The organism is Streptomyces sp. NPDC002994 (assembly GCF_040611155.1).
Classification (GTDB): Bacteria; Actinomycetota; Actinomycetes; order Streptomycetales; family Streptomycetaceae; genus Streptomyces.
In genome coordinates this window covers 1-13,679 of record NZ_JBEXNQ010000056.1, presented here as the reverse complement: position 1 = coordinate 13,679, position 13,679 = coordinate 1, and the positions used below count along the sequence as shown (strand labels likewise).

Here is a 13,679-nt window from a genome sequence, read left to right as displayed (position 1 = left end):
TCGCCCTGCTTCATGCCGGCGCCGTTGCGCGAGACGAGCTGGCGGTACGCCGTCGAGTTGACCAGGCCGGGGGCCGCCGCCTCCTCCCAGCTGAGATGGTCGGGCTTCGGCATCAGCTGATTGGACTTGACGAGCGCGATCTCGGCGAGGCCGCCGAAGTTCGTCTCGAAGCCCCAGATGCGCTGCTCGGGGTCGAGCATCGTGTCGTTGTGCCCGTCGGAGCTCTCCAGCTCGACCGACAGGCAGTGCGCGACCACCTCGTCGCCCGGCCGCCAGGCGTTCACACCCGGGCCGGTGCGCAGCACCACACCCGCCAGGTCGGAACCGATCACGTGGTACGGCAAGTCATGGCGCGCGCTCTGCGGCGACAGCCTTGCGTACCGCTCCAGGAACCCGAACGTCGGCACCGGCTCGAAGATCGAGGACCACACCGTGTTGTAGTTCACCGAGCTGGCCATCACCGCCACCAGCGCCTCGCCGGGACCCAGTTCAGGCGTCGCCACGTCCTGGACGTGCAGCGACTTGCGCGGGTCCTTCTCGGCGCTGGGTATCCCGGTGAACATCTCCGTCTCCTCCTTGCGGAGGGTCACCGCGCGGTAGGACCCGGGCAGTTCGAGTGCGGAGAAGTCGGCGGAGACGGCCGATGCCGAGCCGCCGTCCTGCCGGTCGAGCGAGTCGATCGCGTCGACGATGTGCTGCATCCTGCGTTCCCTTCCGTGTGCCGTGCCGTGTGCCGTGCCGTGTGCCGTGCCGGTCGTCTCTTAGGGCCGCACGCCCACGAAGAGCCCGCGGCCGGTGGCAGCCTGCGGGAGGAATTCGACGCCGAGTCCCGCCGCGGCGAAGGCCGCCTCGTACTGCGCGCGCGAGAAGAGCGTGATCCGGTGGGTCTCCTTCAGGTGCTCCACACCCTCCCCCGGGACACCGACCAGGTAGTCCACGTCGATCCGGGTCGCGCCGTCCTCGAGTGCCGAGTGGGAGAAGCGGGCGATGGTGCGGCCCTCGGCCTCTACGAGGCTCGCGCCGACGTACCCCGGTGTGAACGTCTCCGGGAACCACCAGGGGTCGACGACCACGACCCCGCCGGGCGGCAGATGTGCGGCGAACCGGCCGATCGCCGCGTTCAGTTCCCCCTGGTCCCGCATGTGCCCGATGGAACTGAACATGCAGATCACGGCATCGAAGCGACGCCCGAGAGCGAAGTCCCGCATGTCGCCCGGGTGAATGCGGACGGCCGGGTTGCGCCGCTGTGCGATGTCCAGCATGTCGGGGGACACCTCCACCCCGGCCACCTCCTGGAAGAACTCACCGAGGTGCCGCAGGTGCATTCCCGTGCCGCACGCCACGTCGAGGAGGGAGCGGGCCCGCGGACACCGCTGGGTGACGAGGCGCGTGAGCTCCTTGGCCTCCGCCTGGTAGTCCTTGCCCTTGCCCTGGTGCACCAGGTCGTACAACCGGGCTACGTCACCGCTGTATTCGAGGTTCATGGGGCTCCGTAAGTTGTTAGGCGGCCCGGGAGGGCCGGATGTGGCTTATGGGGTTCTGCCTTCAGTGGCTTCCAAGGAGTGGCCGTCCGGCTCTCCGGGGCGCCCTGGCTGCTGATTGAGATGTGCGTTGTGGTCGCTGATTACGGAGATGACAGCGGGGTGTTCCTCGGGCCGACGGCAGTGTGTGCGGAACGAGGAGGGGCGAGTGAGCGAGCGACAGGGCAGGGCCTGGGCCGGCATCGACGCGGGCAAGGGCCATCACTGGGCGGCAGTGGTTGATGAGGCCGGTGCGACACTGTGGTCGAAGAAGATCGACAAGGACGAGTCGGCGATCCTGACCGCGCTCGGCCAAATCCTGGACCTGGCCGATGAGATCAGTTGGGCCGTGGACATCTCCGGCACGTCCTCCGCGCTGCTGCTGGCCCTGCTCGCGGCCCACGGACAACAGGTCGTCTACGTCCCCGGCCGGACGGTCAACCGCATGTCCGGGGCCTACCGGGGCGAGGCCAAGACCGACGCCCGTGACGCCTACGTCATCGCCGAAACAGCCCGCCACCGCCGGGATTTCGCCACGATCGACGTGCCCGCCCAGCTGGCCGCCGACCTCGCGCTGCTGACCGCCCACCGCTCGGACCTGGTTGCCGACCGGGTGCGGATGATCAACCGCCTGCGGGACGTGCTCACCGGCGTCTTCCCAGCGCTGGAGCGGGCCTTCGACTACTCCAGCCACAAGGGTGCGCTGGTGCTGCTGACCGGCTATCAGACTCCGGCCGCCATCCGCCGCCGCGGGCGGGCGAGGCTGACCGCCTGGCTCGCCAACCGCAGCGTGCGCAATGCCGACAGCGTGGCCTCCACTGCCCTGGAGGCTGCTGATGCCCAGAACACCGCGCTGCCCGGCGAGGACGTCGCCGCCAAGATCGTCGGCGACCTGGCCGCGCAGATCCTGGGCCTCGACGACCGGCTCAAGCGCATCGACAAGCAGATTCGCGACACCTTCCGCAGCCATCCGCAGGCCGAGATCATCGAATCCCTGCCGGGTATGGGGCCGATTCTCGGTGCGGAGTTCGTCGTCGGCGCCGGCGACCTGACCGCCTATGCAGACGCCGGCCACCTCGCCTCGGCGGCCGGGCTCGTGCCTGTTCCTCGTGACTCGGGGCGCCGGACCGGCAACCTGCACCGGCCCAAGCGATACAGCCGTCGCCTTCGCCGGGTGTTCTACATGTCGGCGCAGACCAGCATCATCCGCGAGGGACCGAACCGGGACTTCTACCTCAAGAAGCACGGAGAGGGCTGTGAACACGTCCAGGCCATCATCTGCCTGGCCCGCCGACGAGCGAGCGTTTTGTGGGCTCTTTTGCGCGACAACCGGCTCTTCACCCCCGCCCTGCCGGTCGCGCAAGCGGCTTGACTTCATCATTGAGACTCCTTGCGAGATCAGCCGCGGCGGTGCGCGGCTGTGAGGCTTTCCAGGCGGGGGACGATCGCGGCCGGGGTGGGCGCGGCGAGCATCTCGTCGGCGAGGCGGCGGGCGGCCTCGGCCATCTTGCGGCTCTCCAGGGCCCGCACGACGGCGCCGCGCAGCGTCTTCACGCCCAGCTCGCCGGGGTCCAGGGCGATCCCGGCGCCCGCCTCGGCGAGTTGCAGCCCCTTGAGCGGGGCGTCCCAGAGGGAGGCCACGACGATCTGCGGGACGCCGTGCACGGTGGCCGTGAAGCAGGTGCCCGCTCCTCCGTGGTGGACGATCGCGGCGCAGCTCGGCAGCAGGACGTCCAGGGGGACGAAGTCGACCACGCGCACGTTGTCGGGCAGCCCCGCGGCGTCCGGGAGCTGCGCGGTGTCGAGAGTGGCGACGATCTCGGCGTCCACGTCGGCCAGCCCGGCCAGCAGTTCGTGGAACGGTACGTCGTCCGTGCCGTACGTCTCCCGGGTGGAGACGCCCAGCGTGATGCAGACCCGGGGCCTGGTGAGCGGCTCGGACAGCCAGCCGGGGACGACCGAGGCGCCGTTGTACGGGACGAAGCGCACGGGCACGACCTCGCCCGCCACGGGCAGGCGCAGGCTCGCGGCGCTGGGGTCGACCGTCCACTGCCCGGCGAACAGTTCCTCGACCGTGTCCTCGTCGGCGTCGAGCCCGTGGCGCTCCAGGGTCCAGGTGAGCCATTCGCCGACCGGATCCTCGCGCTGCTCGGCGGGGCGTTCAGCGAGCAGCGCGGTGAACTGCTGCCGTGCGTTGAGGACCACGTCCGGGCCCCACAGCAGCCGGGCGTGCGCGGCGCCGCAGGCGTGCGCGGCGACGGGCCCGGCGTAGGTGAAGGGTTCCCATAGCACGAGGTCCGGTTTCCAGGAGCGCGCCAGTGCCACCATGTCGTCGATGGTGCTGTCGCCGTTGAGCGGCGAGAAGCACATGGCCGACATGATCGTCTGCTGCCCGAGGGCGTGTTCCCAGGAGAGCGGCTCGTGGCGGGTGTCCACGAAGTCCATGCCCTGCTGGTAGAGGACGAGGTCGTCGCCGATCTCGGTGATCAGCTCGATGATGGCCCCGTCGTCGCCCACCGGTACGGCGCTCAGTCCGGAGCCGGTGATGGTGGCGGTCAGCGACGGCTGGCTGGCGACCCGCACGTCGTGCCCGGCGGCGCGCAGTGCCCAGCCGAGAGGGACCAGGTTGTAGTAGTGCGTGTTGTGCGCGAACGACGTCAGCAGGATCCGCATGGGAGGTCCCTCCTCAGTTCCGTGCGGCGGTGGCGGTCGGGGTACGGGCGGCCGGTGCGGCGGCAACGGGGAGGCGGGCGTGTCCGTGCAGGACCGGTGAACGGCGGCGCCGCACGGCCGGCCCGGTGGCGCGCAGACCGGGGAGCCGCACGGCCAGCGCGCCCAGTGCGGCTTCGGCGACCGCCCTGACCAGGGGCCCGGCGAGGCGGAAGTGCAGGTCGCCGGGAAGCCCGAACGGCCCGGGTACGGGCTCGGGCCGCGCCAGGTCGAAGGGGGCGGTCCGGATGTGGCCGCCGCCGCTGCCGGAGGCGGGCGGGACGCCGTTGCCGGACGCGGGGATGCCGTCGCGCCCGGCCGGATCGCGGTTGACGGCGGCGACCAGGATCACGACCCGGCCGTGCGCGGGGATGCGCTCCCCCGCGACCTCCGTGTCCTCGCGGGCCGCCCGCCACTCCAGGCGGACGGGCGGTGCGACGCGCAGGGTCTCCGTCACCGCGGCAGCCGCGAGGGCGGGGTCCTGGGCGAGTGCGGCCCATTGTCCGGGGTGCGCCAGCAGTTCCTGTACGGCGTTGGCGATGAGAGTCGTGGCGGGTTCCGCCGCGCCGACGGCCAAGGTGCGGGCGGCGGCGACCGCGTCGGGTTCCCGGCCGGCCGGTGTCCCGCCCAGGGCGGACGCCAGTACGGCCGTCAGCTCGGACTCCGCGCGCGCCCCCGCCACGGCGTCCGGGAGGAGCTGCGGGCACAGGACGCTGTCCAGGGTGCGGCGGCAGCCGGCCAGCGCCTCGTCGAACGCGGCGGCCGATTCCCCGGGCACACCGAGCTGGTCGCGCAGGACCAGCGCGGGCAGCCTGCGGGCGTACGCGTCGACGAGGTCTGCCGTGGCGCCGTCGGCCAGGGCCGCCGCCACGCCCTCGAGGAGGACGTGGGCCAGCCTCTCGGCCGACTCGCGCAGCGCCGCCCCGTGCGGCGCCGGTATCAGGGGGCCGCCCCAGGCGGTGAACGCCCCGTACCGTTCGCAGCGGGCGCGGTCCGCGTCGAGCGCGGTGCCCGACAGGGGGAGTTCGCGCGCGCCGGGCCGCAGTCCGTCGGCCGTGAGCCAGTCGAAGGCCGGTGCGGCGATCACCTCGTCCGCGACGGCCCGGCTCGCCGTTACCCAGGTGTCCGGCAGTTCGCTGCGGAAGAGCGGGCCGTGGGCCCGTATCCGCTCCTCGTAGGGGGCCGGGTCGGTGGTCTCGGCGCGCAGCAGGAGTGCGTACGGGTCGTCCATGGTGCCGGCGAACCACTGGGTGGCGCGGGTGAGTTGCAGGCGGCGGCCGACGGTGGCCGGATCTTCCGTGGTCGGTGCGGGGCTCACTGGTGCCTCTCGTCGTCGGTGGTGCCGGCCGCCGGGCGGGTGTCCGCGACGGGGAGGCGCAGGCCGTCGAGCCAGTGGACGACGGCGCGTGCGGTGTCGGGCGCGTGCTCGCCCATCACCGTGAAGTGGGTACCGGGCAGCGCGGTGGCGGTGTGCGCGTCCGCCCAGCTCGACTGCCAGCCGTCCGGCGGGCCGCTCCACTCGCCGAGGGGCTCGGAGGCCCGCAGGTGCAGGACGGGTGCCCGGGTGACCCGCGGCTGCCAGTCGAGCAGCATCCGGTGGTACGCGGCCATGGCGGTCAACCGGGTGTCGTCGAGGGGGACGGCGGAACGCTCGGCCACCCAGTCGAGCATCTCGTGGCGCCACACGCCCATCGCCCCGGGATCGCCGGGCGTGTAGACGTCGACGAGTACGAGGCCGGCGGGCCCGCCTCCTTCCGCCTCCAGGCGGCGGGTGAGGGCGTGGGCCAGATTGGCGCCCGCGGAGTGTCCCAACAGTACGAAGGGGCGCCCGGCGGTGTGCCGGGCGAGTGCGGCGGCCTGCGAGCCGAGGAGCACGTCGAGCGAGGCGGGCAGGTCCTCGCCCTGCTCGAAACCGGGTTGCGGCAGGGCGGTGAGGTCGCACCGACCGTCGAGGGCCCGGGCCAGGGGGAGGAACTCGTGCGGGCCCGACGCGACGGAGGTGCCGGAACAGCCGATGATCAGCGGCCGGGCCGGTTGGCCGGGCCGGCTCGTCCTGGCCGGCCCGCCCGGTGCGGCGGGGGCGCTGCTCAGAGCCACCGGGGTCGTGGGCCGGGCGTCGGCGCTCCGGAAGGCGGGGCGGAAGGCGGCGGCCGCGGCGAGGAGGTCGATCGCCTCGCCGACCCGGCGGGTCCGGACCGCCTCCTCGTACAGGACGGTGAAGCTGCTGCGTACCCGCGGCTGCGGGGCGCCGTCGGCCGGGTCGGGCGCGCGGTCGCCGCTGCCTTCGTCCCGGCCCGCGGCGAGCAGGCCGGCGAGGTGACCGGCGAGCGCGCGGGGGGTGTCGTGGTCGAAGAGGACCGTGGCGGGCAGTTCGACGTCCAGCGCCACGGCCAGTCGGCGGCGCAACTGGACCGTGGCCAGGGAGTCGAAGCCGAGCAGCGGGAACCGATCGTCGGCCGGGACGTCCTGCGGGTCCGGATGCCCGAGCAGGTCGGCGGTCTCGTCGCGGACCAGGGCGAGCAGGGCGGCCGGGCGGTCGCGGGGGCCGAGCCGTGCGACGTGTTGGCGCGGGGTGCCGGATCCATCGGCCGGCCGGTCGGTGGGGCGCGGGACGGTATGGGGCCGTGTGTCCGGTAGTTCGGAGATCAGCGGGCTGGGCCGGAAGGCGGTGAACCCGTCGGCGAACCGGGGCCAGTCCATGTCGGTGACGATGAGACAGGCGTCGTCGCCTCCGACGGAACGGGCGAGCACGTCGAGCGCCGCCGCCGGGGCCATGGCCCGTACGCCACGACGGCGCAGGTACTCGGCGCCGTCACCGTCGCCCATCCCCTCCCCCGCCCACACACCCCACGCGAGAGAGGTGGCGCGGAGACCGTCGGCGCGGCGGCGCTGGGCGAGGGCGTCGAGTTCGGCGTTGGCGGCCGCGTAGGCGCCCTGCCCGGCGCTGCCCCACGCGCCGGCCCCGGACGCGTACAGCACGAACGCGTCCAGGTTGTGGGAGCGCGTCAGCTCGTCGAGGTTCCGCGCACCGGCGACCTTGCCGGAGCAAACCTCGGCGAACAGGCCGGGGTCTGTTCGAGTCAGGGGGGCGACCTGCGGGACGCCGGCGGCGTGGAAGACCGCGGTGAGCGGGGGATCCGCCGGGGCGGCGGCCAGCACGTCGGCCAGCGCGTCGCGGTCCGCGACGTCGCACGCCGCGAACGTCACCTTGACACCCCGTTCCAGCAGTTCCGCCTCGAGCGCGGCAGCCGCTCGGCCACGGCCGCCGTGGCGGCCCACGAGCAGCAGGTGCTCCGCCCCGTTGCGGGCCAGCCAGCGGGCGAGGTGTCCGCCGAGGGCACCGGTACCGCCGGTGACGAGCACCGTCCCCCGCGGCCGGTAGCGCGCGGCGCCCGGCTCCGGATCGGCGCGGACCAGCCGGCGGCCGTGCCCGCCGGAGTCGCGGACCGCCGTCTGGTCCTCGGGGCCGTCGAGCAGCCGGACCGCCTCGGCCCAGTGGGCGTCCCGCGCGGAGACGGGCAGGTCGATCAACCCGCCCCACCGCAGGGGCATTTCGAGTGCGGCAGTGCGGCCCAGACCCCACAACTGCGCTCCGGCACCCGTGGGCCGTTCGGCACGGTCCACGGCCACCGCGTCCTGGGTCACGCACCACAGGCGAGCGGGCACCGCCTCGTCCTCCATCGTCTGGGCCAGGGCCAGGGTCGCCAGCACCCCCGCCGCCACCGGGCCGTGCTCCGGGTGCTCCCGATCATCGACGCCGAGGAGCGACAGCACGCCGGGACCGGTGCCGTCTGTGTCACTTTCCGTGTCACCTCCGGGCCGCGCGGCGGGCAGGGCCCGCGCGAGCAGGGCGGCCAGCGAGGACCGGTCCGCACCGTCCACGTCGACGGGGAGCGGGACAACGTGCGCGCCCACGGCCGTCAGGGCCCGCTCGGCGGACCGGGCGAGTGCGGCGCCCCTGCCCCGGTCGGGGTGGACCAGCAGCCAGGACCGGCGCGCGGCGGCCGGGAGGGCCGGGGCCGCGGGCAGCGATCGCCATACGGTGCGGTAGCGCCAGTCGGGGAGCGCGCGCCCGGCGGCAGCGGTGGGTTCGATCCAGTACCGGCGGTGTTGGAAGGGGTACACCGGCAGAGGGACGCGCCGGGCGCCGGAGCCTGCGAAGAGCGCGGCCCAGTCGAGGTCGGTGCCGGTGGTGTACGCGGTGGCGACCGCCCGGAGCACGGTGGCACTCGCGGCGGGCCGCGCGGGCGCGCTCTCCCCGCCGCCCCGGGCGGGGCGACGCAGTACGGGCAGCAGCGTGACGTCGAGGTCGTCGGCGAGGCACTCCTGCGCCATCGCGCTCAGTGCTCCGCCCGGGCCGATCTCCATGAACGTGGTGACGCCTTGCGCGCGTGCGCTTCGTACGCCGTCGTGGAACCGGACGGTCCGCCGGACGTGCTGGACCCAGTGCTCGGGACGGCGCAGTGCGTCGGGCCCGATGGGTTGCCCGCCGGTCGCGTGGGCGATGACCGGAATGTGCGGGGCGCGGTAGTTCAGGCCTTCGGCGACGTCCCGGAAGTCGGCCAGCATGCCCTCCATGAGGGGCGAGTGGAAGGCATGGCTGACGCGTAGCCTCTTGGTGGCCCGGCCCAGCGACGCGAACCGTGCGGCCAGCGCCGCCACCGGCTGCTCCGCGCCCGATATCACCACGGCCTCGGGCCCGTTGACCGCCGCGACGCCCACCGGGGCGGAGGTGGCGGCCAGCAGGTCGAGGACCTCCGACTCGGATGCCCGTACGGACACCATGGCTCCGCCCTCCGGCAGTTCCTCCATCAGCCGGCCGCGCGCGGCGACCAGGGCACAGGCGTCGTCAAGATCGAGGATTCCGGCGGCGTGCGCGGCGGTGATCTCCCCCACGGAGTGCCCGAGCAGCCGGTCCGGCCGCAGGTTCCAACTCGTCAGGAGCCGGAACAGCGCGACCTCGACGGCGAAGAGCGCGGCCTGCGTGTACCGCGTGCGGTCCAGCAACTCCGCGTCCGGGCTGCCCGGTTCGGCGTCCAGCACCGCTGACAGCGGCCGGTCGAGGCCGGGGTCGAGCCGCACGGCGACCTCGTCCAGGGCGGTGGCGAACGCCGGAAAGGCGGCACGCAGGTCGCCCGCCATCTTGAGGCGCTGGCTGCCCTGCCCCGGGAACACGAACGCGAGCTTGCCGTCACGCCGGCGTACCCCGCTGACCACTTGGGGGGCGCGGCGCCCCTCCGCGGCCGCGCGCAGGCCGTCCGCGAGTTCGGCACGGGTGGAGCCGAGCAGGACCGCACGGTGCTCGAACGCGCTGCGGGTGGCCGCCAGCGAGTAACCGATGTCGAGCGCGTCCGCGTCCGGCGCATCGCGCAGGTGCCGGTGGAGCCGGTCGGCCTGGTCGCGCAGGGCGGCTTCCCCACGGCCGGACACGACCCACGCCACGGGAGCGGACGCGGGGGCGGGCCGCGCACCCGTGGACGCGGGCGGGGGCGGGGGCGGGGGCGCGGGTGCTTCCTCCAGGACGACATGGGCGTTGGTCCCGCCGACGCCGAAGGCGGAGACCGCGGCGCGCCGGGGGCTGCCCGCCCGCTGTTCCCAGGGAACGGACTCCGTAAGAAGCCGCACGGCGCCCGCCGACCAGTCCACGTGTGGGGTCGGGGTGTCGACGTGGAGAGTACGCGGCAGCGTTCCGTGCCGCATCGCCTGCACCATCTTGATGACCCCGCCGATCCCGGCGGCGGCCTGTGCGTGCCCGATGTTGGACTTCAGCGACCCCAGCCACAGGGGCCGGCCCCGGGTCCGTCCCTGGCCGTACGTGCCGAGGAGCGCGCCCGCCTCGATGGGGTCGCCGAGCCTGGTCCCGGTGCCGTGCGCCTCCACCGCGTCCACCTGGTCGGCCGTCAGCCGCGCATCCGCGAGCGCCTGCCGGATGACCAGCTGCTGGGCGGGGCCGCTGGGCGCGGTCAGACCGTTGCTGGCGCCGTCCTGGTTGACGGCCGAACCGCGTACCAGCCCGAGCACCCGGCGGCCGTCCCTCAGCGCGTCACTCAGCCGCTGGAGCACCAGCACCCCGACGCCCTCCGCCCATCCGGTGCCGTCCGCGTCCGCCGAGAAAGCCTTGCACCGGCCATCCGCGGCCAGCCCCTTCTGCCGGGAGAACTCGACGAACGCGGCCGGGTCCGGCATGACCGCCACCCCCGCTCCCAGCGCCAGGTCGCACTCGCCGCGCCGGAGCGCCGCGACCGCCACGTGCAGCGCCACCACGGACGACGAGCAAGCCGTCTCGATGGTCATCGAGGGGCCCTGCAGCCCCAGGACGTACGACACGCGCCCGGACAGCACCGCGTCCGCGCTGCCCGTCAGCAGGTGCCCCTCCGACCCTGCCGGGACCCGGCGCGGGTCGGAGGCGTAGTCCGAGTGCGCCGCTCCGACGTACACACCGGTGCGGCTGCCGCGCAGCGCGTGGGGGGCGAACTCGGCCCGTTCGAGAGCCTCCCAGCAGACTTCGAGGAGGTGGCGCTGTTGCGGATCCATCACCACCGCCTCCCTCGGCGAGATGCCGAAGAACGCGGCGTCGAACTCCGCCGCACCCCTCAGGAACCCCCCTTCGCGGCAGTATGTGGTCCCCTGCGCCTCCGGGTCGGGGTCGTACACGCCGTCGACGTCCCAGCCGCGGTCGGCGGGAAACGGCCCCACCGCGTCCGTCCCGCCGGCGACCAGCTCCCACAGCGCCTCGGGCGAGTCGACGCCACCGGGATAACGGCAGGCCATGCCGATGATGGCGACGGGTTCATGGCCGGCGTCTTCGAGTTCGCGGTTGCGCCGCCGAAGCCGCTCGGCCTCTTTCATGGACGTGCGCAGGGCCTCCACCAGCTTCTCTGTGGAGGTGTCGGCGGAGGACGTAGGCATGAGGGGTGTTCCTCTCGCAGCGGGGGCGAAACGGTCCGTACGGGCGGACGGACGGGCAGGGAGCGGGGGTTGGGAAGGGGGGAAGAAGGAGTTCGGTGGGAGAGCGGGGACGTGGCGCGGGTCAGGCGCCGGATTCCCCCAGCGCGAGCGCGATCAGCGCGTTGTCGTCCAACGCGTCGATGGCGTCGAGTGGGTCGGGTCCGGCGCGGCCGTCGAGCCCGGAGGAGGTCTCCGCCGCCTGGCGGGACCCGGACGTGTGTACCGCCGCCAGGGCGAGCATCGGTTCGAGCAAGCCCGCTTCGCGCAGCGCGTCCAAGGACAGCGACGCCAGCGCCGTCCTGATCCGCGCCTCCTCGCTCCGCGACTCCCCGGCCAGGACACGCGCCTCCAGCAGCTCGGCCAGGTGGTCTGCGACCGACTCCGCCGTCGGGTGGTCGAACACCAGGGTCGGCGGCAACTTGGCACCCACCTCCCGGCCCAGCCGGGTGGCCACCTCGACGGCCGTGAGCGAACTGAACCCGAGGTCCCTGAAAGCCTGGTCGGCCGGAACCTCCCCGGCCCCCGCGTAACCCAGTACGACGGCCACCTGCCGCCGGACCACATCGAGCAGCAACTCCTGCCGCTCGACCGGGCCGGACGCGGTGAACCGCGCGAAGAGCCCCTGGCCGCCAGCGCTCTCCGCGCCGTCCTCGTCCCGCTTCCTCGCCTCGCCCGTTCCGGGGAGGTCGCCGATCAACGGGCTGGGCCGGAACGCGGTGAACGACCGGGCGAACCGGGGCAGGTCGAGATCCGCTACGGCCACGCAGGTGTCACCGCGCTCCAGAGCCGCACCGAGGGCCTCCACAGCCCGCTCCGGGGGCATGACGCGCAGGCCGCGCTCGCTGAGGAACTCCGCACCCTCGCCCTCGCCCATACCACCCCCACCCCACAGACCCCAGGCGATCGCGGTGGCCGGCAGGCCGTCGGCGCGACGCCGCTCGGCGAGGGCGTCGAGCGCCGCGTTCGCCGCCCCGTACGCCGCCTGCCCACCGCTGCCCCAGACGCCGGCACCCGACGTGTAGATCACGAAGGCGTCGAGGTCCCGCCCGCGGGTGAGTTCGTCCAAGTGGCGGGCCCCGGCGACCTTGCCGCCGTACACATCCGCCATGCCGTCAGTACGCAGACCGAGGAACGCACCGGAATGCGGTACGCCCGCGGTGTGGAACATGGCGGCCGGGGGATGCTCGTCCAGCAGCACCGCCAGTGCCTCACGGTCGGCGACATCGCACGCTGCCACCGTGACCCGGGCACCCAACTCCTCAAGCTCCGCCGTCAACAGGGCCGCCCCGGGGGCGTCCATACCCCGACGACTGGTGAGCACCAGATGCTCGGCACCGTTCGCCGCCAGCCAACGAGACACATGTCCCCCGAGCGCACCGGTACCCCCCGTCACCAACACCGTCCCCCGCGGGGTGTAGGCCGGGCCACCACCTGCCGCTCCCGCCGCGGCGGGTGCCAGCCTGCGCCCGTAAGTGCCGGACGCTCGTACGGCCACCTGGTCCTCGGCACCGGCCGCCGCCAGCGTCCGCACCAGCTGCCGCAGGCACCGGGCGTCCGGCGCGTCGGGGAGGTCCACGAGCCCTCCCCACAGGGCGGGCAGTTCCAGCGCGATGCCGCGCCCGACACCCCAGACCTGGGCACCCGCTGTGGAAGGCCGCTCTCCCGCCGTCACGGCGACGGCCCGGCGCGTGACGGTCCACAGCCGCGCGCCCCTGCCGGCGTCCGACGCCGCCTGGGCGAGGAGCACCGTACCGACGGTGGCACGGTCGAGCACGGGGTGGCCGGGGTGCGGCCGCTCGTCCATCGGGAGGAGGGAGAGGATGCCGTCCCAGGTGCCGGAGAGCCGCGCGGCAAGGCCGTCACGCCCCAGTGCCACGGGGTCGACCACGAGCGGACTCACGGTGGCGCCGTGGTCGCGGAGTGCGTTGCCGATGTCGTCTGCGAGGCCGGGATCCGTACCTTCCGGCAGTACTAGCAACCAACGCCCCGACAACCGGGGCACCTCCGGCACCGACAGCCCTTTCCACACCACCTGATAACGCCACGCCTCGATCCCGGCAGGCTCCACGGAACCGCGCACACGGCCAGGACCACGAGGAGCGGTTTCGAGCCAGTAGTGGGTGCGCTGGAAGGGGTAGGTGGGCAGGTCGACCCGGCGGGTGGCGAGCCCGTGTGAGGTGTACGCGGCCTTCCAGTCGACCTCGACCCCCCGGACGAACGCTTCCCCCATCGATGTCCACACCCGGTGCAGACCGCCCTCGTCCCGGCGCAGTGTCCCCACCACGACCGCGTCCCCGGCCGTACTGCGGTCCACGAGGTCCTGCACGCCCATCGTCAGCACCGGATGGGCACTGACCTCGATGAACGCCCCGAAGCCATCTACGACGAGCGCCTCCACCGCCTCCGCGAAACACACCCGCTGCCGCAGATTCCGGTACCAGTACCCGCCGTCCAGCCGCACCGCCCGGCCCGGCTCCACCGTGGACCAGAACGGAACCAGCG

Annotated in this window: 7 protein-coding genes; 1 reads left to right on the top strand and 6 read right to left on the bottom strand. The window is 73.7% G+C overall.

Going from position 1 to position 13,679, the window contains the following annotated elements; translation table 11 throughout:
- Both ABZX79_RS37330 and ABZX79_RS37325 read right to left on the bottom strand, forming a co-directional pair.
- The coding region (locus tag ABZX79_RS37330; protein WP_355268362.1) for an alcohol dehydrogenase catalytic domain-containing protein at window positions 1-701 on the bottom strand (701 nt) is incomplete at its 3' end.
- 60 nt (window positions 702-761) lie between these two features.
- Window positions 762-1,484, bottom strand: a complete 723-nt coding sequence (locus tag ABZX79_RS37325; protein ID WP_355268360.1) for a class I SAM-dependent methyltransferase — start codon at window positions 1,482-1,484, stop codon at window positions 762-764.
- Between the two features lie 205 nt (window positions 1,485-1,689).
- On the opposite strand from ABZX79_RS37325, the gene ABZX79_RS37320 reads away from it, so the two are divergent.
- The gene (locus ABZX79_RS37320) at window positions 1,690-2,892 is read left to right on the top strand and encodes an IS110 family transposase (protein WP_355268358.1); all 1,203 of its coding nucleotides are present in this window, start codon (window positions 1,690-1,692) and stop codon (window positions 2,890-2,892) included.
- 26 nt (window positions 2,893-2,918) lie between these two features.
- Here the strand turns inward: ABZX79_RS37320 and ABZX79_RS37315 are convergent, their stop codons facing one another.
- From ABZX79_RS37315 to ABZX79_RS37300, 4 genes are all read right to left on the bottom strand, one after another.
- On the bottom strand, window positions 2,919-4,193 hold the full coding sequence (locus tag ABZX79_RS37315) for an activator-dependent family glycosyltransferase (RefSeq protein WP_355268355.1): 1,275 nt from the start codon (window positions 4,191-4,193) through the stop codon (window positions 2,919-2,921).
- A gap of 13 nt (window positions 4,194-4,206) precedes the next feature.
- Window positions 4,207-5,547 (bottom strand): hypothetical protein, encoded by a 1,341-nt coding sequence (locus tag ABZX79_RS37310; RefSeq protein WP_355268352.1) that lies wholly within the window; start codon window positions 5,545-5,547, stop codon window positions 4,207-4,209.
- Window positions 5,544-11,138, bottom strand: coding sequence for a type I polyketide synthase (locus tag ABZX79_RS37305; protein ID WP_355268349.1), 5,595 nt, complete (start codon window positions 11,136-11,138; stop codon window positions 5,544-5,546). Before ABZX79_RS37305 ends, ABZX79_RS37310 begins: the two co-directional genes overlap by 4 nt.
- Window positions 11,139-11,259: 121 nt before the next feature.
- A partial coding sequence (locus ABZX79_RS37300) for a type I polyketide synthase (protein WP_355268346.1) occupies window positions 11,260-13,679 on the bottom strand: 2,420 nt, incomplete at its 5' end.

Coding starts and splice junctions, on each gene's coding strand:
- ABZX79_RS37305 (WP_355268349.1), bottom strand. CDS start 11,138: ATGCCTACGTCCTCCGCCGACACCTCCACAGAGAAGCTGGTGGAGGCC.
- ABZX79_RS37315 (WP_355268355.1), bottom strand. CDS start 4,193: ATGCGGATCCTGCTGACGTCGTTCGCGCACAACACGCACTACTACAAC.
- ABZX79_RS37325 (WP_355268360.1), bottom strand. CDS start 1,484: ATGAACCTCGAATACAGCGGTGACGTAGCCCGGTTGTACGACCTGGTG.